This is a genomic window from Vibrio sp. OPT41 (assembly GCF_015163595.1).
GTDB lineage: Bacteria > Pseudomonadota > Gammaproteobacteria > Enterobacterales > Vibrionaceae > Vibrio > Vibrio alginolyticus.
On sequence record NZ_JADDYH010000010.1, the window covers coordinates 60,645 to 80,843 of the forward strand.

Annotated in this window: 15 protein-coding genes and 2 pseudogenes; 9 read left to right on the forward strand and 8 right to left on the reverse strand. The window is 45.9% G+C overall.

Annotated features, from left to right (window positions below):
• From IQP38_RS26145 to gspC, 3 genes and pseudogenes are all read right to left on the reverse strand, one after another.
• A pseudogene (locus IQP38_RS26145) lies at positions 1-449 on the reverse strand (type II secretion system protein GspE); the annotation flags it as partial.
• Positions 449-2,467, reverse strand: a complete 2,019-nt coding sequence (gspD, locus tag IQP38_RS01915; protein WP_005379295.1) for a type II secretion system secretin GspD — start codon at positions 2,465-2,467, stop codon at positions 449-451. The gene gspD and the pseudogene IQP38_RS26145, both read right to left, overlap by 1 nt.
• Positions 2,468-2,503: 36 nt before the next feature.
• Positions 2,504-3,430: a type II secretion system protein GspC gene (gene gspC / locus IQP38_RS01920; RefSeq protein ID WP_064353520.1), complete on the reverse strand. Its 927-nt coding sequence runs from the start codon at positions 3,428-3,430 to the stop codon at positions 2,504-2,506.
• A 253-nt stretch (positions 3,431-3,683) separates the two neighbouring features.
• Between gspC and hslR the strand changes: the two genes are divergently transcribed.
• From hslR to IQP38_RS01940, 4 genes and pseudogenes are all read left to right on the forward strand, one after another.
• Complete coding sequence (gene hslR / locus IQP38_RS01925; RefSeq protein ID WP_005379292.1) at positions 3,684-4,070, forward strand: ribosome-associated heat shock protein Hsp15; 387 nt, start codon at positions 3,684-3,686, stop codon at positions 4,068-4,070.
• Positions 4,071-4,101: 31 nt separating this feature from the next.
• Entirely contained in the window at positions 4,102-4,977 is an 876-nt protein-coding gene (gene hslO / locus IQP38_RS01930) for an Hsp33 family molecular chaperone HslO (RefSeq protein WP_005379290.1), read from the forward strand.
• A 336-nt stretch (positions 4,978-5,313) separates the two neighbouring features.
• A complete protein-coding gene (gene pckA, locus IQP38_RS01935) occupies positions 5,314-6,942 on the forward strand; it encodes a phosphoenolpyruvate carboxykinase (ATP) (protein ID WP_005379288.1) in 1,629 nt (542 codons plus the stop codon).
• A gap of 190 nt (positions 6,943-7,132) precedes the next feature.
• Positions 7,133-9,250, forward strand: a pseudogene (locus tag IQP38_RS01940) (AsmA family protein).
• On the opposite strand, the gene IQP38_RS01945 reads toward IQP38_RS01940, so the two are convergent.
• From IQP38_RS01945 to IQP38_RS01955, 3 genes are all read right to left on the reverse strand, one after another.
• Positions 9,236-10,153, reverse strand: coding sequence for a bifunctional GNAT family N-acetyltransferase/hotdog fold thioesterase (locus IQP38_RS01945; RefSeq protein ID WP_005379283.1), 918 nt, complete (start codon positions 10,151-10,153; stop codon positions 9,236-9,238). The pseudogene IQP38_RS01940 and the gene IQP38_RS01945 sit on opposite strands and share 15 nt — an antisense overlap.
• Before the next feature lie 106 nt (positions 10,154-10,259).
• Positions 10,260-10,694, reverse strand: a complete 435-nt coding sequence (dtd, locus tag IQP38_RS01950; RefSeq protein WP_005379282.1) for a D-aminoacyl-tRNA deacylase — start codon at positions 10,692-10,694, stop codon at positions 10,260-10,262.
• On the reverse strand, positions 10,666-11,610 hold the full coding sequence (locus IQP38_RS01955; protein ID WP_005379281.1) for a virulence factor BrkB family protein: 945 nt from the start codon (positions 11,608-11,610) through the stop codon (positions 10,666-10,668). Before IQP38_RS01955 ends, dtd begins: the two co-directional genes overlap by 29 nt.
• Before the next feature lie 34 nt (positions 11,611-11,644).
• Between IQP38_RS01955 and IQP38_RS01960 the strand changes: the two genes are divergently transcribed.
• Complete coding sequence (locus IQP38_RS01960) at positions 11,645-12,286, forward strand: DUF2959 domain-containing protein (RefSeq protein WP_005382972.1); 642 nt, start codon at positions 11,645-11,647, stop codon at positions 12,284-12,286.
• 31 nt (positions 12,287-12,317) lie between these two features.
• On the opposite strand, the gene IQP38_RS01965 is transcribed toward IQP38_RS01960, so the two are convergent.
• Both IQP38_RS01965 and typA read right to left on the reverse strand, forming a co-directional pair.
• Entirely contained in the window at positions 12,318-12,860 is a 543-nt protein-coding gene (locus tag IQP38_RS01965) for an AAA family ATPase (protein WP_005382971.1), read from the reverse strand.
• Positions 12,861-12,932: 72 nt separating this feature from the next.
• Positions 12,933-14,762: a translational GTPase TypA gene (gene typA, locus IQP38_RS01970; protein ID WP_005379276.1), complete on the reverse strand. Its 1,830-nt coding sequence runs from the start codon at positions 14,760-14,762 to the stop codon at positions 12,933-12,935.
• A 530-nt stretch (positions 14,763-15,292) separates the two neighbouring features.
• Between typA and glnA the strand changes: the two genes are divergently transcribed.
• The 4 genes from glnA to glnG all read left to right on the forward strand — a co-directional run bounded on the left by glnA (position 15,293) and on the right by glnG (position 20,119).
• Positions 15,293-16,702, forward strand: a complete 1,410-nt coding sequence (glnA, locus tag IQP38_RS01975) for a glutamate--ammonia ligase (protein WP_005379275.1) — start codon at positions 15,293-15,295, stop codon at positions 16,700-16,702.
• A gap of 195 nt (positions 16,703-16,897) precedes the next feature.
• A complete protein-coding gene (locus tag IQP38_RS01980) occupies positions 16,898-17,479 on the forward strand; it encodes a DUF4124 domain-containing protein (protein WP_136976535.1) in 582 nt (193 codons plus the stop codon).
• A 132-nt stretch (positions 17,480-17,611) separates the two neighbouring features.
• The gene (glnL, locus tag IQP38_RS01985) at positions 17,612-18,658 is read left to right on the forward strand and encodes a nitrogen regulation protein NR(II) (RefSeq protein WP_017821940.1); all 1,047 of its coding nucleotides are present in this window, start codon (positions 17,612-17,614) and stop codon (positions 18,656-18,658) included.
• A gap of 57 nt (positions 18,659-18,715) precedes the next feature.
• The gene (gene glnG / locus IQP38_RS01990; RefSeq protein ID WP_005379267.1) at positions 18,716-20,119 is read left to right on the forward strand and encodes a nitrogen regulation protein NR(I); all 1,404 of its coding nucleotides are present in this window, start codon (positions 18,716-18,718) and stop codon (positions 20,117-20,119) included.
• Positions 20,120-20,199 lie beyond the last annotated feature (80 nt).

The following is a 20,199-nucleotide window of genomic DNA, read 5'->3' on the forward strand; positions in this document are numbered from 1 at the left end:
ATCGAAAGGGTTTTCTCGAACGTCTCAATATGAATATCCGACGCACCTTCTTTGATCGCTTCGCCCAACATGGCGTTGATCAATTTGATGATTGGCGCATCGTCTTCCGATTCTAATAAGTCTTCATCGTGCGGCAGTTCTTCAGCCAAAGAGAAGAAATCATCGCTATCAGCACCAATATCTTCCATCAACTGACGCGCTTCAGACGAGTCGCGTTGATATGCTTCGGTCAGCTTTTTATCAAAGGCTTCTTTATCGATAGGTTGCGGTACGAAGCTTTTCTTTAATACACGACGGACTTCAACCAGAGCCGCAGGGTTAAGCGGCTCGACATAGTAAAGAATAGGTGGACGCTCAGGATGCTCTGTCTCCAGCACCAGTTTAAAGCGGTTGGCAAAACTGAATGGCAGACGACGCATACTTGGCGCTGTGTCTAACATATCAACCATTAGTTGTTTTCCATTTGATCAATAAACGCTTGAATCTCTGTTGGGTGCTGACGCTCCTGGCCAAAGGCAGGCATAACCGGGATCTTCTCGTCTGCCATCAACTTCAACCCTTGATCCGCTTTGTAAAGCTGTTCTGCGCGAATAAAGTTGTATTTACGCTGCGTAATACCGTCGGCCGTCACACCATCGCGAATAATCGTCGGCTTGATGAACACCATCAAGTTACGTTTTTCTGTTTGCGTGCTAGTTGACTTGAACAGATGGCCAAGTACCGGAATGTCACCCAATAGCGGCACTTTAGACTCACTTTCAAGTGCGCGTTCATCGACCAAACCACCAAGAACCAACATCTGACCATCTTGGATCATGACAGAGGTGTTTAACTGTCGTTTAGCAAAGCGAACGTCAACCGCACCGTTTGCGCCTAATACGTTGGAAACTTCTTGTTCAATGTTTAACTGTACAGAGTCACCTTCGTTAATTTGTGGCACTACTTTGAGTTTGATACCGACTTCTTTACGGTCAACCGTTTGGAATGGGTTGTCGTTGTTTGAGCCAGCCGTAGAGCCCGTAATAACCGGAACCTCTTCACCCACAATAAATGATGCTTCGCCATTATCCATTACGGTAATACTCGGAGAAGATAGAATGTTTGAGTTGGAGTCAGAAGCAACAGCACTAATTAGCGCTGTCCAGTCACCCATGACAATACTCATTGCCGCACCATTTACTCCGCTAAGTGCTGAAGCTAGCGTAGAGTAGTCACCTGATTCAGTAACATCATATGGCGTTCGTTCGCCATTAGAGTTGGTATAGTATTCAGTTCGGGTTTGATCTTTTGCTTCTTCTAGACCAACCATTACCTGACCAATCGGGGCTCCTGAGTTACCGTACTGAATTACAGCACCCGTTTCTAATGAACCCCACTGAACACCTAGGTTAATACCATCACCTTCAGACATTTCGACAATTAACGCTTCAATAAGAACCTGAGCACGACGAATATCGAGTTGAGAAATGACGTCTTGTAATGCCATCATAATATCTGGTGGCGCTGTTAAAACTAACGAGTTAGTTGCAGCGTGAGCAGCAATGACGACCTCACCACGCGATGCACCTGATGTTTTCTGACCGGCTTGTTTTTCAGCTTGCAGGTTATCGGAAACACCTTTCAATACATCCACCAAATCTTCAGCTTTCGCATTTTTCAGGTACACAACTCGGTTGTTACCTTTTGTCGCCATTTCAACATCAAGTTGACGAATCAAACGTTTCAAGCGGGCTCTTACTTTTGGATCACCAGAAATTAAAATCGCGTTAGTACGTTCATCGGCCACAATTTTAGGTTCAAGGAACTCTGGCGTGCTTTTCTGATTCGCACTTTTATTCAGTGCTTCAACAATGCGTACCATTTCAGCAGCAGATGCATTACGCAGCTCTACCAATTCAATTTCTTTATCACCGGCTTGGTCAACTCGCTTGATGATCTCTGCTAAGCGATTCACTACTGCCGCACGACCTGTGATCAAGATAATATTCGCTGGATCATAATGAACCACGTTACCGGCACCGGCGTTATCAATCAGCTGACGAAGTAGAGGAGACAACTCTCGAACCGACACATTACGCACCGCGACAACTCGAGTGATAACACTATCGCCTTGCGCGCTGCCATCACCTAACACAGGGATTGCTGAGGTTTTTGAGTCTTTTGCTTTGATAACCTTAAGTACCCCATTGTCCATCTCTACGACTGCGTAACCGTATACTTCAAGGACATTAAGGAAAAAGCTGTAGTATTGCTCTTCGTTAAGAACGTCATAGCTGCGGACATCGATTTTACCGCGTACTGAAGGATCAACAATGATGGTCTTTTCGAGGTTACGACCCACTATGTTGATGAATTCTTGAATATCAGTGCCTTTAAAGCTCGCACTAAATTCGTTTGCCATTGCACCTGGTACGCAGAGTAAACTTCCTGCTAGTAGCCAAGCACTTTTGCTGAACCAATGTTTCACGTATGTCTCCCTGAACTTACGCCGGTTGCCTAAGTCTTACAATTGGATATAGATATCGTACTGTTGGCCGTCTCGCTCAACAGTTAAATTTAATTCTTGCGGATCGCTCATCACTTGCATCAGTTGTACTGAAGAAGACGGGTCACTTAAATCGATCCCGTTCAGTTGAACCGCAATATCGCCAGGTTGTAGTCCTACATCATTAAATAATGCGGCATCACGACCAGGTGATACTCGATAACCAACAATGTCTCCGTCTTTTTTGACGGGTGAAATGGTGATGTATTTAAAAACGCTTTGTGGATCTTTCGCAATTTCCTCGCGGATTTGCTCTAATTTCTCTCCAACGTCAGACGTCGCTGCTTCTGCTCGCTGAGCTTGCGCCCTGGCTACCTGCGGCGATTCAGATAGCTTCTTATATTCTATACCTTCCATCATTAAGGTCTCGTCTCGACCTTGGTTATCAATGATGACGCGATCCACCAATACCGCTTTTAGTGTCGCACGTGTCCCTTCGATTTCTTCACCCAAACCGTACGTAGCTTGCTTACCTCGGTTAGCAATAACAGCAAGGCTGGTGTTGGCATCACTACTTGCAACCGCACCGACCAGCGTAAGGTTAAGGCGCGTCTTAGGGGCGTCTTTAACAATGGGCTGTTCTACAACTGCCGCTTTTTGCTCAGTGTATTTACCGAATAGGTTGGCATTCTGAAGGGCATTAAAATCTATCGCGTCGCCTTTATTGCTCGCGACAACGCCACTCGCCGATGGACGCCATTGCGGCACTTCCGACGATTGAGGTATGGCTAACCACACAATTTTGCCAAGTATCCATCCGGTTATCGCAATAAACAGACAGGTAAGCAACAAGCTAAGTTTGGCTTGAATGGTATAATGATTGGACTTGATCTGAGCCAGTAGCGGTCTGCTTGATAATCCTGCACTTAGCTCTAAACGTTTCACTGAATGGATTCCTTTATTCTAACGTCCGTCATTTAAGCTATAACGATAGCTATCGACTTTAAATTGCTAAATTTGCAATAAAATTATTACTCAACAAAGAGCAGTGAACTATATCACAAGTTGTCTTTCATACCTTTTTCTTATGCAGTTTTTGCCAACTCCCTTGAAAAAAATACGCCTTGACTCCATCTGTAGGTGAATAATCCATCACTCATTGCCGTATTCGGGCAGTGATTAGATAGCGTAGTGTTCTATGAGTTCCCTAAATGAAGCCGTTAGGCTAGATAAATGGCTATGGGCCGCAAGATTTTACAAAACCCGCTCCATCGCGCGTAACATGGTCGATGGCGGTAAAGTCCACTATAATGGCCAACGAAGCAAGCCGAGTAAAATCGTTGAAGTGGGCGCTGAAGTCAGACTTCGTCAAGGCAACGAAGAAAAAATCGTGATCATCGAACAAATCTCAGATCAACGCCGAGGCGCTCCCATCGCACAAACCTTATATCGCGAAACCAATGAGAGTATCGCGAAACGTGAGGAACACGCGACTCAACGTAAGCTTAATGCCCACAACCCAAGTCCGGAACGCCGCCCAGATAAAAAGCAGCGCCGAGACATCATTAAGTTCAAACACCAATAAAAGCCGGAATTACCAACGAGGAAAGCACTCCATGGCAAATAATGTTTTAAACCGCTACCTATTCGAAGATCTTTCAGTACGTGGCGAGTTGGTACAATTAGATGAAGCGTACCAACGTGTTATCTCCAGCAAGGAATATCCGGCAGCAATAGAGAAACTGCTGGGTGAGCTACTCGTTTCAACTACTCTTTTAACTGCCACTCTTAAGTTCGAAGGTTCGATCACCATCCAGCTACAAGGCGACGGTCCTGTGTCTCTTGCCGTTATCAACGGTGACCATAACCAACGTGTTCGTGGCGTAGCTCGCTGGGAAGGCGATGTTGCCGATGACGCAAATATTCACGATCTAATGGGTAAGGGCTACCTTGTGATCACCATCGAACCGAAAAACGGCGAGCGTTACCAAGGCGTCGTTGGACTAGAAGGTGACACTTTAGCAGAAGTGCTAGAAGGCTACTTTGCAAACTCAGAGCAGTTAAAAACGCGCCTATGGATCCGCACTGGTGAGCATGAAGGCAAAGCACACGCAGCAGGTATGTTGATTCAAGTGATCCCTGACGGCACTGGCTCTCCAGATGATTTCGAACATCTAGAGCAGCTCACTGACACAGTAAAAGATGAAGAATTGTTTGGTTTAGAAGCGAACGAGTTATTGTATCGACTATATAACCAAGACAAAGTACGTCTGTACGAGCCGCAACCTGTCGAGTTCCATTGTGGCTGTTCTCGTGAGCGTAGCGGTGCAGCAATCATCACCGTTGAGAAAGCTGAAATTTATGACATTTTGGCAGAAGTTGGATCAGTTTCTTTACATTGTGATTACTGTGGCACAACTTATACGTTCGACGAATCTGAAGTCACTGAACTGTATGCACAAGCTTCTACAGACAAGAAAACCCTGCATTAATTTACATAGCTTATCAAGCACGTAATTTACCCTACAAAAGGCCAGCTTAATGCTGGCCTTTTTGTGATCAACCCCTCGTAATAACTAGCCTCAAGCGTAATAAAACAACTGCTTAATTTTAAACAATTAATAATGATTTTGCCCTAGCGCAAAGGATTGCGTGCACGATAGACTATTCCCACCAATATGTGACGGGTTACCTAAAACCTTATTGAAATCATGGGTAAATTTTGAGCTATCTCCCTGTTTTCTCCCCGCCCCGTTGCTAGCATGGTGAGCAGATTAAAATTAAAACATTCTTACAAAATCCCTACAAAATCCTTATAAGGAGCACCTATGACCGTTATGGAACATACTAAGGCTGCAACACTTGATCTAACCAAGCACGGACTGCATAACGTAAAAGAGGTTATTCGCAACCCAAGCTACGAAATGTTGTTTGAGGAAGAAACGCGTGAAGACCTAACCGGTTATGAGCGCGGCGTGGTTACTGAACTAGGTGCGGTTGCCGTTGACACTGGCATCTTTACTGGTCGCTCACCAAAAGATAAATACATCGTCAAAGACGCTACGACAGAAGAACATATGTGGTGGACGTCTGATCAAGTGAAAAATGATAACAAGCCAATCACTCCTGAAGTGTGGGACGAGCTAAAAGAACTGGTCACAAACCAGCTTTCTAACAAACGCTTGTTTGTTGTTGACGGTTACTGTGGTGCAAACCCAGATACACGTTTGAGCATTCGTGTTATCACAGAAGTCGCATGGCAAGCGCACTTCGTTAAAAACATGTTTATTCGCCCGACGGAAGAAGAGTTAGCGACATTTGAACCAGACTTCGTAGTAATGAATGGCGCAAAATGCACTAATCCAAAATGGGAAGAGCAAGGCCTGAACTCAGAAAACTTCACCGTATTTAACCTAACTGAGCGCATGCAACTTATCGGTGGTACTTGGTACGGTGGTGAAATGAAGAAAGGTATGTTCGCGATGATGAACTACTTCCTTCCACTAAAAGACATCGCATCAATGCACTGTAGCGCTAACATGGGCAAAGATGGCGATGTAGCGGTATTCTTCGGTCTATCTGGTACGGGTAAAACGACCCTGTCGACTGATCCTAAACGTGCGCTAATTGGTGATGATGAGCACGGCTGGGATGATGACGGTGTCTTCAACTTCGAAGGTGGTTGTTACGCAAAAACCATCAAACTTTCGAAAGAAGCGGAGCCGGACATCTACAACGCAATTCGTCGTGATGCACTGCTAGAAAACGTAACAGTACGTGGCGATGGTTCTATCGACTTTGATGATGGTTCGAAAACAGAAAACACACGTGTTTCTTACCCTATCTACCATATCGATAATATCGTTAAGCCAGTATCAAAAGGCGGTCACGCGAATAAAGTGATCTTCCTATCAGCCGATGCATTTGGCGTACTGCCTCCAGTATCTAAATTGACACCCGAGCAAACTAAGTACCACTTCCTGTCTGGCTTTACCGCCAAACTAGCGGGAACAGAGCGCGGTATTACTGAGCCAACACCAACTTTCTCTGCTTGTTTCGGCGCGGCGTTCCTAACGCTTCACCCAACTAAATACGCAGAAGTACTGGTTAAACGCATGGAAGCAGCAGGCGCTGAGGCTTACCTAGTGAATACTGGTTGGAACGGCACTGGCAAACGTATCTCTATTCAAGATACACGCGGAATTATTGATGCCATTCTTGATGGTTCGATTGAAGAAGCACCAACTAAGCACATTCCAATCTTCAACCTTGAAGTACCAACGTCACTACCAGGTGTGGATCCTAGCATTCTAGACCCTCGCGACACGTACGTTGACCCACTTCAGTGGGAAAGCAAAGCGAAAGATTTAGCAGCGCGCTTTATCAATAACTTTGATAAGTACACAGACAACGCTGAAGGTAAATCTCTGGTTGCGGCTGGTCCTCAGATTGATTAAATCGAGTAACAGCGACGTCGCGTAAACGCAGTGAAAAGTTGGCATTAACTTATCACCTTTACGTAGGCCAAGTTACAAAAATTGCTTCAAGCCCCTCTTTTGAGGGGCTTTTTATTGAATACCACAGAATATTGATACAAGCTAAAGCCTATCTAGTTTTATTTCATAACACACGTAGGTTCTAGCAAAGATGAAAACAGCGCGTCGAGTTCTACTTCTGTTACTGGTTATCTTAGTTGCCATTCCAGCCGCTACGATTGCGCTGCTAACAACATCTTACGCGGACGCAACCTGGCGCTTGCTGTCAAACACCTTTTCTCTTCCCTTCCGGGCCGGAAGCGTGCGTTATGACTTTCCCTATCACCTAACTTTACAACGCGTGAACACCAGCGGAGACGATGCGTCTTACATCGAGCAAGTCGATTTATGGATGAATCCCGATGTTTATCGCGATGGTAAATGGATCGTTGATAGTTTATTGATTGATGGTATGAGCTTGCAGTATGGCGCACCAAAGCTCCCAGCTTTAGAGAACGTATTATTCCATCAAATCGCGCTCAAAAATATTGATTACGCCGACGAGCATTTCTCTGCCAATGGCATTGATCTTCAAATTCAATCACCACAATGGAGTGATCAATTAATACCATATGGCGAAGTTCAATTTGCGGCCGACCAACTCTATTGGAATGGCGAAGCCTTTAATCAAGTTTTAGTCGATATAGACTACAAACCGCAAGACAGTACGCTTTATGGCACCTCTTTTAACTGGCGTAACAGTCAAATATCTGGGCAAGGGGAGCAGTATCCTCAAGGTTGGTCTTTAGTAAATGTGACCATCAACAAGCTGAAACTGAGTAATACGCAGCGCCAATCACTGCTTGCAAAACCTTGGCACGATCTACCATTTAACATTAATCATATTAATAGCTTAGATTTGCTTAACGCCGATATTGAATGGGGCGACTGGCACTGGCAGAACTTGGATCTTTCTGTGGAAAACGCCACACTGCCACTGTCTCTCTGGAAGACAAAAGCTCAAGTGTCATTGCAGGCGGATAGCGTTCGATTCCAGCAGCAAACCGCAATAGAGCCACGTTTGAGTGCCGCTATCGAGCCAGGAGTAATCCAGCTCAACGAGCTCAGCTTAGATTGGCAGCAAGGTCGAGTGCAAGTTTCTGGATTGTTCACGCCAACACAATGGAAGCTCAAAGAAGCCTCTATTCAAGGTCTCAAGTGGGCAACACAGCCAGAAGACAACCTAAATTGGTGGCACGCCGCCACCAGCGAGTTAGAGCATGTTGCAATCGAACGACTCGACATTGAGCGCAGCCAAATTATCCAGCTATCTCACGAACCTTATTGGCAACTTTCCGGTTTAAATATCGAAGGGCAACAGCTTGATATTAAACAGTCGGCTCAACGTTGGGGCCTTTGGCAAGGCGAATTGGAAGTCAGCGTTGTCAACGCTAGCTATGACCAAATACTCACGTCTCACGCAGCACTTGCCATGCAAAGCAAAGATGGCTTTTGGCAATTGACTCGCCTTTTTGCGCCACTCGAGCAAGGCTACGTAGAAGGCATCGGACAAATAGATTTGAGTACCCCGAGCCAACCTTGGGCGCTCAACGTCAATGCTGATGGTATTCCCTTATCGCTCTTCCACGATTATTTTTTACCCGACACACTGGCTATTGATGGTTTTTCCGATCTCAGCCTCGATCTACAAGGGTTATCAGGTGATCGCAACATGCTGGCCTACAGCTTATCGGGTGAAGTGGAAGCCAATCTCCGAGATACCCGCTTGAAGTCCCAAGCGGATCATTCGCTCAAAGCCATTACCTTAAGTCCACTGCGTTTAAGCGCGCAACGAGGGGAAGTTGCCATAAAGCCGGTCACCATCTCAGGAAAAGCCATAAGTGGTAAGGTTTGGGGAACATTTGATATGGCCAACAACCCGCTAAGTGGCATTACTTATCAATTGGAAGAGTCGTGCGGAAACATTGAAGGCGATCTACTAAGTGGCGAAACCCACCGTAATGAGTGCGTGAACGCATCAAAACTGGCCGAGCCTACTGATATTGAGACTCCACAGAAAAATGAACCTTCCATCGAGCAGCCAATCGTAATTGATAACATCAATTTGGAGACTCAAGAGGAAGAGCTTTACGAAGAAGTTATCTAAGAAGATGAAGTACCCGACACGAATTCCGCAGCAGAACAAACCCTCTCACCGACAGAGCAAGAAGGTGAAACAGATAAGCGCCCAGCAGATCAGTCGGCGCTTACCCCATCAGCAACTGAGTAACTGCGAGTAGTTCGGTATCAGCATATAGGTACCGACAAAATCAACAGCTGGCGTGTCACCACTATAAATCACTACGTGAATAACGATGCGTGCTTTGCGTCCCGACTCCAATCGGTCTAGGTCACCACTGATCCCATCCAACGAAGTACTCGCCACGGGGTTTTGTTCGACTGGTTGACGATAGCGAATCGAGCTGTCGGCCAACACAATATCACCGTGCAACCCACGCTCTTTAAGCAGCAGCCACGTCATCCCCCACCCTGTCAGGGTTGCTAAGGTAAAAGCTGACCCGGCGAACATGGTGTTATGCGGATTAAGGTTAGGATTAAGCTGCGCACAGCATTCAAACTGGTAACCCGTGTACTGGTTAATTTTGATCCCCATTTTGTCGCTAATTGGGATTTGTTGCTCCCAGCGCTGTTGAAGCTCAGTACACCATTCAGGGCGACGTAACACATTGGCCATCGGATCCAGTTGCTTCACCATTTGCTGATGGCGCACAGGGCCACGCTCATCGGTCAGCTCGCCTCGACGCTCAAAGCCATTTTTTTCATAAAAGGCGATGGCATCTTCACGGGCATTACACACCAAGCGTTTCGCTCCTTCTTGGCGCGCTAACGACTCTAGTGCAACCAAAACCAGCGAACCCATCCCTTTGCTACGGCGATTATTTTTAACCGCCATATAGCGGATCTGGCCATCATTGTCCGGCGTAATGTATAAACGGCCAATCGCCATAGGACGACCTCGACCATCAACAATCATGCGGTGATGGCTCATTTCGTCGTATTCATCGCGCTCAGAGCCGATCGGCATACGCCATGGCTCACGAAGCAGTTGCCAGCGAAACTGATAATACTTGTTTATCTGATTATCGGTTTTGGGAGTAATGAGTTTGAACATATCAATCCTTTGAAAGCACAACACTAATCAGTGTCGGAAAAATTACTCCAAGCCAATTCCATGAGCTTGGAGTTAAAGCTTAGACTATGGCGCCTGTGTTACCAGATTAGACCTGCAACCAAAACGTCACTGGACCGTCATTCACCAAAGACACTTTCATATCGGCAGCGAAGCGGCCACGCTGTGTGGGTAAGACTTCTTCACACAAGTCAGAAAAGTAATCATACAAGCGCTCTGCATCAACAGGATGCGCACCGCGAGAAAAGCCAGCTCGCGTGCCTTTTTTTGTATCCGCAGGCAGCGTAAATTGAGAAACCACCAGCACTTTACCTTCCACCTGTTTAACGTTTAGGTTCATCTTGCCTTCGTCATCTTCGAACACACGGTAGGTTGTAACACGCTCCATTAAACGCTTTGCTTTAGCTTCATCGTCGTCCTTCTCTACGCCCAATAAGACCAGCAGACCACGATCAATTTCTCCTACGACTTCACCATCCACACGGACGGCTGCTTCACTGACTCGTTGAATTAGCGCTATCACTACTCTCGCTTCCTTCATCTGTTAACTGAGATTCAGCGGTCGAGTGTATCATGTCTAAATCTTCACTCCAGTGCTCTCGCTCACCAAGCGCAGCCGTAACTTCCGCCCCCAATAACACGATCATCCAGCATAAATACACCCAAACAAATAAGATAGGAATCGCCGCTAACGCGCCGTAGATGAGCTGATAAGACGGAAACTGAGTGATGTAGAGTGCAAAGCCTTTTTTACTCAACTCGAACAGTATCGCGGCGACTGCTGCCCCCATGGCACCATGAGCGAGGTGTACTTTTTTATTCGGCACTAGAATATACAAGCCAAGAAAAGCAAAAAAGGACAGCAACAACGGTAGCCAACGCAGAAATAGATTAAACGCACCAGATAATGTCTCATTCTCTAAAATTTGCAGCGAAGTCACGTACGACGTCGCCGCAATACTCGCACCGACCATGATCGGCCCTAACGTGAGTACCATCCAATACATAGAGAATGAAAAGACTAAACGGCGCTTGTCTTTAACTCGCCAAATGTAGTTTAAGTTCTTATCAATGTTGGAAATCAGCATGACCGCTGCGATGAATAAAAACCCACCGCCAACCGCGCTCATTTTGCCCGTATTCGCCACAAATTCCTGTAATGCCGTATGTACAGCTTCTCCAGAAGCTGGCACAAAATTCTCAATAATGTAGCCTTGCAGCACCTCACCAACGTTCGCAAAAACGGGAAATTTCGACAATATTGATAACAATACCGTCAGCATTGGCACGATGGATAACAAGGTAATGTAGGCAAGATAGCCCGCGTTCACATTCACACGGTCATGCGTTAATCGCTTAAGAAGATACTTAAAAAACGCGACGCAACTTGGCAGTAGATTGATTAATCTCGCCTTGTAACTCTCTGATAACTGGTTCATAGTTCATCCCATAATTAGCGCCGAGGACATAAGAATGCCTTATTTATTAGCAATTGTACTATCAATTTTCACTTTAACAGGGTGTCAATCTGCTTATTACTCAGCAATGGAGCAGGTTGGGTATCATAAACGAGATATTATGGTCGACCGCGTCGAAGATGCCAAAGAATCTCAACAAGATGCACAAGAAGAATTCACCAGTGCACTTGAAGCCTTGTCTGCGATCACCAACTTTGATGGTGGTGAGCTAGAAAATGTCTACAACAACATCAATGACAAATACGAAGATAGCGAAAAAGCGGCTCAAGACGTACGTGACCGTATTGCTGCGATTGAAGACGTATCCGGCGCACTGTTTGATGAGTGGCAAGATGAGCTAGAGCTGTACTCGAGTGCGAAACTGCGTCGTTCAAGCGAGCAAAAACTACGTGAAACCAAAGCCTCGTACAAAACCATGCTTAGCGCTATGAAGCGTGCAGAGAAAAAGATGACACCGGTACTGGATACGCTACGTGACAACACGTTGTACTTAAAACACAACCTTAACGCCAGTGCGATTGGTTCTTTGCAAGGTGAGTTCTCTAGCTTAGAGAAAGACATTCAGTTTGCGATCAAACAAATGAACGAAGCGATTGCAGAGTCCGATAAATTCCTACAAAAGCTCAATCAAAAGTAAATGATTTAGACCTCCTCCTAGTGAGGAGGTTTTAGTCGGCGACCTTACCGAGTAAACCGATGACTCTTCGAACAAAGCCTACTCTCTCTGGCACAGTTCCCCATGGTACTTCTATCACTTCATAACCCAACTCAGTATAGACACTCACTAACGACTGATGAATCTCCAATGCTTCTTCAAAGCTGTGCGGACGCACTTCATCTTGTACGTAAATGGATGCTTCAGGTCGACAAGTAAACACCTGACTATGGTACCCAGCGCTTTCGGTTAAGAAAGCTTGGTCAACCTTACAGCCGCCCACTTGTAGGTATGCAATGATGTCGGGGATGGCGCGATCAACAAACGCAACATCATGACAACGCGCATCACTCTTTTGTTTGTCCATCAACCCAAGGCATAACTTGGCAAACTCAGGTAAATTCGTCCACGGCAAAATACCATTTTCTAACTGGCTTTGCTGCTCAATCAAGTCGCGAGACCCTTCAGGAAACGTGGCGTAACCACACGCGTCTAGCGCATTCAGCAGTGTTGTTTTTCCCGCACCAGGCCCACCGGTGATAATAATCGGGTTCATATTCAACTCCAGAAAACAAAAAGCCCCGAGCATAACTCGAGGCTTCTTCTTAATTGAATCGCTTAACGAAAATTATTTCGCGCCACGAGAAGCACGCTTACGGTCGCTTTCCGTTAGGAACTTCTTACGGATACGGATGCTTTCAGGCGTTACTTCTACTAGCTCGTCGTCATCGATGAATTCTAGTGCTTGCTCAAGAGTCATCTTGATTGGCGGAGTAAGAACCTGTGCGTCATCTGTACCTGATGCACGAACGTTGGTTAGCTGCTTACCTTTCAGTGCGTTTACCGTTAGGTCGTTGTCACGGCTGTGAATACCGATAACCATACCTTCGTAAACTTCAACACCGTGACCGATAAATAGACGACCACGCTCTTGAAGGTTGAACAGTGCGTTAGTTAGCGCTTTACCCATCGCGTTCGCGATTAGTACACCGTTTACACGTTGACCGATGTTACCGCCTTTGTGAGGGCCGTAGTGATCAAACGTATGGTAAAGAAGACCTGAACCTGAAGTCAGTGTCATGAATTCCGTTTGGAAACCGATCAGACCACGTGATGGCATAACGAAGTCCATACGCACACGACCTTTACCGTCTGGAGACATGTCTTTCAGCTCACCTTTACGTAGGCCGATGTTCTCCATGATGCCGCCTTGGTGCTCTTCCATTACGTCGATAGTTACCGTTTCGAACGGTTCCATCAACTGACCATCTTCTTCTTTGATGATTACTTCTGGACGAGATACCGCAAGCTCAAAGCCTTCACGACGCATGTTTTCGATCAGGATAGAAAGGTGAAGTTCACCACGACCTGATACGCGGAATTTATCTGGATCGTCTGTTTGCTCAACGCGTAGTGCAACGTTGTGTACCAATTCCTTCTCAAGACGCTCAAGGATGTTACGTGACGTTACGAACTTACCTTCTTTACCCGCGAATGGAGACGTGTTTACTTGGAACGTCATTGTTACTGTTGGTTCATCAACAGACAATGGTGGTAATGCTTCTACTGCGTTTTGTGCACAGATAGTGTCAGAAATTTTCAGCTCGCCAAGACCAGTGATTGCGATGATATCACCCGCGTTAGCTTGTTCCACTTCGTGACGCTCTAGGCCAAGGTAGCCCATTACTGTACCCACTTTACCGTTGCGAGTTTTACCGTCAGCACCAATAATGGTTACCTGCTGGTTTGGTTTAACGCTACCACGAGTTACGCGAGCCACGCCGATAACACCAACGTAAGAGCTGTAGTCTAGCTGAGAAACTTGCATCTGTAGTGGACCATCAAGGTCAACATTTGGCGCGTCAACAACATCAACGATAGTTTGGAATAATGGTTCCATGTTCTCGCCAGTTTCGCCTTCTTCTAGAGAAGCCCAACCGTTAAGTGCTGATGCGTAAACTACTTTAAAGTCTAGCTGGTCATCAGTTGCACCTAGGTTGTCGAATAGATCGAACACTTGGTCCATAACCCAATCAGGACGTGCACCAGGGCGGTCAATCTTGTTGATTACAACGATTGGTTTTAGACCGTGAGCAAACGCTTTTTGTGTTACGAAACGCGTTTGAGGCATTGGACCATCAACAGCGTCAACGATAAGTAGTACAGAGTCTACCATCGACATGATACGCTCAACTTCACCACCGAAGTCCGCGTGTCCCGGAGTATCTACGATGTTGATACGGTAATCGTTCCAGTCGATTGCTGTGTTTTTAGCAAGAATGGTAATACCGCGCTCTTTCTCGATGTCGTTCGAGTCCATGACTCGCTCTTCAGCTTCACCGCGAGACTCAAGCGTGCCTGATTGTTGTAGCAGCTTGTCAACCAACGTCGTTTTACCGTGGTCAACGTGCGCGATGATCGCGATATTTCTTAATTTATCAATCTGTGGAGTAGCCATGGATATTGATTCACTTAGATAGATGAAATGCCCCCACGCTGAGAACGGGTGCTCTCTGGCGACATTTGCTGATTAAAAAAACGGCCATAATGTACCAGATTTTAGCAAAAAGCCTAGAAATATGTGATCTACTCCCGAGCATTTCTGCGATTTTTACGCTTAATGCCCATTTTCTTCCTCAGAACGAATTGATTAAACGCAACTTTATTCTAATCGATGCATAATTCAAATTGACTCTTGCTCAAAAAATGGGCTGAATACGCAATGTACCTGTCACATTATGGTGCAACAATGATTTTTGGCACCATAATAGTGCAAGCAAAGATCATTTTGGTGCAAGCAAGTGCACCAAACTAGCATTCAAAAACACAATTGCTTGAAATTAATGGAATATTTTTTTTGGCACGGTTTTGGCTTTAGTTAAAACAGCATCGATTAATGAAAAGTCAAATTGATTAATCAATGCCAGGTTTCATGAATAATTCATAAATCGAGCTTTTACCGCTTATTAACACTGGAGGTTATCCAAGATGTCAGTAGAAAACGTTCTATCGCTGATCCAAGAAAACGAAGTTAAGTTTGTTGACCTACGCTTCACTGATACAAAAGGTAAAGAGCAGCACATTTCGATCCCTGCTCACCAAATCGACGCAGACTTCTTCGAAGAAGGTAAAATGTTCGATGGTTCATCAGTTGCTGGCTGGAAAGGTATCAACGAATCAGACATGGTAATGATGCCTGACGCATCTTCTGCTGTGCTTGACCCATTCACGGAAGACGCAACACTAAATATCCGTTGTGACATCTTAGAGCCTGCAACAATGCAAGGCTACGACCGTGACCCACGCTCTATCGCAAAACGCGCTGAAGACTTCATGCGTTCTACAGGTGTTGCAGATACTGTACTTATCGGTCCTGAGCCAGAATTCTTCCTATTTGATGACGTGAAGTTCTCGACAGACATGTCAGGCTCTTTCTTCAAGATCGACGATGTAGAAGCAGCATGGAACACAGGTTCTGACTACGAAGAAGGTAACAAAGGTCACCGTCCAGGCGTTAAAGGTGGTTACTTCCCAGTAGCTCCAGTAGATTCATCTCAAGACATCCGTTCTGCTATGTGTCTAGTAATGGAAGAGATGGGTCTTGTTGTTGAAGCGCACCACCACGAAGTGGCAACGGCGGGTCAAAACGAAATCGCAACTCGTTTCAACACGCTAACAACCAAAGCTGACGAAATCCAAATCTACAAGTACGTTGTACACAACGTTGCTCACGCGTTTGGTAAAACAGCGACGTTTATGCCTAAACCACTTGTTGGCGACAACGGCAGCGGTATGCACGTTCACCAGTCTCTAGCAAAAGATGGCGTAAACCTATTTGCTGGTGACAAGTACGGCGGTCTATCTGAAATGGCGCTTTACTACATCGGTGGTATCATCAAACACGCTCGTGCAATCAACGCATTCGCTAACCCATCAACAAACTCGTACAAACGTCTTGTACCAGGCTTCGAAGCACCAGTAATGCTAGCTTACTCAGCGCGTAACCGCTCTGCTTCAATCCGTATCCCAGTGGTACCAAGCCCGAAAGCACGTCGTATCGAAGTTCGTTTCGGTGACCCAGCGGCGAACCCATACCTATGTTTCGCAGCAATGCTTATGGCTGGTCTTGACGGTATCAAGAATAAGATCCACCCAGGCGAAGCGATGGATAAAGACCTTTACGATCTTCCAGCTGAAGAAGCAGCAGAAATCCCAACTGTTGCATACTCACTAAAAGACGCGCTAGCAGAGCTAGATGCTGATCGTGAGTTCTTAACAGCGGGCGGCGTATTCTCTGACGACTTCATCGATTCATACATCGACCTTAAGTCTCAGGACGTAGAGCGTGTAAACATGACAACTCACCCTGTTGAGTTCGAACTTTACTACTCTGTGTAAGGTCGACACTGTGTAAAATGTAAACACAGCAATAAAATATTAGGCTCGCCTCGCAGGCGGGCCTTTTTTGTATTCGCCACTCAAGCTTCGACGTTTAACATGAGGGGATAATAAAAATACGCTTAGAATTTTTCCTTACAGGTCAAAGAGCTAAGCCATTGAAACGTGAAATCATCGAACAAGAGAAGGTGAGCAATGAAAGTTCAGCTTATTCCATCACTGTGTGCACTCAGCGGATTGTTAATCGCCTCTATCGCCTTCGCGCAGGTCGCGTATACGTGGGTAGATGAAAATGGCGTGGTTCACTTTAGTGATACGCCAAACAAAGGAGCAAAAGCGATCGCACTGCCAAACCTTGAAGCCAGCGCACCAGCTCCTGAGGTAGAAAGTACTGAATCGCTCGCACCTCAGACTACGCCATCTACTGCATCACAAAACAAGCCAGAGAAAACAACCGAGAAGCCTCTTCCATTAGAACTTTCAATGCAGACCCCCAAGCACAACGAGACCATCCGCAGCAATCGAGGCATCATCAATATTCAATTAGAAACCAATCGCAAGCTTGGTATCGGTGAGCAATTGCAATTGTTACTCGATGGAAAACCTTATGGTGCACCACAAAACCATATAGTGTGGCAGTTAAACAATATTGACCGAGGCACTCACACACTTGCTGTGCACGCGAAAAGAAGCGGCAAGCTTATTGCATCTACTAGCCCTATAACGGTGCATTTACATAGAGCAAGTGTTAAGCCGACCGTAAAAGGGGCAAAATAGAATATCTGGTGAAAAAAATCACATCACAGCGATGCTTTTCACTTTTTCTTCTAAGATTTATTCGCCATACTTAACGTTCAATTGCACCATTATTGTGCATCGCACAATCTTAAAGCAAAACAAGGACGTAATGTGGATACCAGTCTTCCTAGTGCCATTCTCAACAATATGGTGACAGCAACGCTGATTCTTGATGATGGATTGGCCATCCGTTATGCCAATCCGGCTGCCGAATTGCTGTTTTCTCAAAGCGCCAAACGAATTATTGAACAATCACTTTCTCAATTGATTCAGCATGCGTCGCTGGATCTCGCGCTGCTCACTCAACCGTTGCAAAGTGGCCAAAGCATCACCGACAGTGACGTCACTTTCGTTGTTGATGGCCGCCCTTTAATGCTAGAGGTGACGGTTAGCCCTATCACTTGGCAAAAGCAGTTGATGCTTCTGGTCGAGATGCGCAAAATTGATCAGCAGCGCCGACTCTCTCAAGAACTGAACCAACACGCCCAACAACAAGCAGCGAAGCTGTTAGTCCGAGGGCTTGCACATGAGATTAAAAATCCGCTTGGCGGCTTACGCGGTGCGGCGCAATTGCTAGAAAAAATGCTGCCAGAGCCCTCTCTCACCGAATATACACACATCATCATTGAGCAAGCAGACCGTTTAAGGGCGCTCGTGGATCGATTACTAGGACCGCAGAAGCCAGGTAAGAAGACACAAGAGAATCTGCACCAAATTCTTGAAAAGGTTCGCCAGCTGGTTGAATTAGAGTCACAACGCTCAATCATCATTGAACGAGATTATGACCCAAGCTTGCCAGAGATTTTGATGGATACAGACCAAATCGAACAGGCAATGCTTAATATCGTCAGCAACGCCGCACAAATTCTTAGCCATCAAGAACACGGGAAAATAACCATTCGCACCAGAACGGTGCATCAAGCCAATATTCACGGCAAACGCTGTAAACTCGCTGCTCGTGTCGAAATCACAGACAACGGCCCAGGTATTCCACCGGAACTACAAGACACGCTGTTCTATCCCATGGTCAGTGGCCGCGAGGGAGGAACTGGATTAGGGCTATCTATTTCGCAAAATTTGATCGACCAGCACAATGGAAAAATAGACGTAGAAAGCTGGCCTGGTCACACAACATTTACTATTTATCTGCCGATCTGATTGCGCTAATGGACTTCAAGTCGCGTCAGTTTTTCGGTTTGCTGCAAGGATTACTACATGAGTAAAGGATATGTTTGGGTCGTTGATGACGACAGTTCAATTCGCTGGGTAATGGAGAAAACGCTCTCCTCTGCCAACATCAAATGTGAAACCTATGCCGATGGAGAAAGCGTGTTAATGGCGCTCGAACGCGAAGTGCCGGATGTTCTAGTATCAGACATTCGCATGCCAGGTATTGATGGGTTGGAGCTACTAAAGCAAGTACAGCGCGATTACCCAGACCTTCCCGTGATTATCATGACCGCGCATTCAGATTTAGATGCGGCAGTGAATGCGTACCAAAAAGGTGCTTTTGAATATTTACCAAAACCTTTTGATATTGATGAAACTTTAACTCTGGTTGAACGAGCCATTGCACACAGCCACGAAAACAAACGCGAGCAGCTCTCTCCAGAAGACATTCCAGCAGAAACGCCTGAAATTATCGGTGAAGCACCAGCGATGCAAGAGGTGTTTCGCGCCATTGGTCGTCTTTCTCGCTCCTCTATTTCAGTCTTGATTAACGGTGAATCGGGCACGGGTAAAGAACTCGTTGCTCATGCACTGCACCGTCACAGTCCACGTGCTAACAAACCTTTCATTGCGCTCAATATGGCGGCGATTCCCAAAGACTTGATTGAATCAGAACTGTTTGGCCACGAAAAAGGCGCGTTTACGGGAGCAAACAATGTTCGTCAAGGACGATTCGAACAAGCCAATGGCGGCACTCTATTTTTAGACGAAATCGGCGACATGCCATTAGACATTCAAACTCGTTTACTACGCGTTCTAGCTGACGGGCAGTTTTATCGAGTGGGCGGTCACTCTCCGATCAGTGTCGATGTACGAATTGTCGCGGCAACACACCAGAACTTAGAAAAGCTGGTGCACGAAGGTGACTTTCGTGAGGACCTATTTCATCGCTTAAACGTGATTCGCGTTCAGATCCCGGCACTGCGTGAGCGTAAGCAAGACATTGAAAAGCTTACACAGCATTTTCTTATCCGTGCAGCTGATGAGCTTGGTGTGGAAACAAAAACTCTCCACCCGTCAACCGTAGAGATTCTTAACCGCCTTGATTGGCCTGGCAACGTGCGTCAATTAGAGAATATTTGCCGTTGGTTAACCGTTATGGCCAGTGGTAGCGAGGTGTTACCAAATGACTTGCCAAGCGAACTACTCGAAGAGAAAAAATCCATTTCAGACTCTGCACATGGTAGTTGGCAAGAACAATTGGCGGATTGGGCACGGCATTCACTCGCAGCAGGAGATAAAGAACTACTTTCTTACGCTTTACCAGAATTTGAACGCATTTTATTAGAAGCAGCCTTAGAGCACACTAAAGGTCATAAGCAAGATGCCGCTAAAGTATTAGGCTGGGGGCGAAATACACTCACCAGAAAATTAAAAGAATTGTACTGACAATCACTTACGTGGTGCGTTAACAACGAGCGTCGTTTGTCACTCGATATTAATAAAAACATCAGTACAATTGTGGCGCA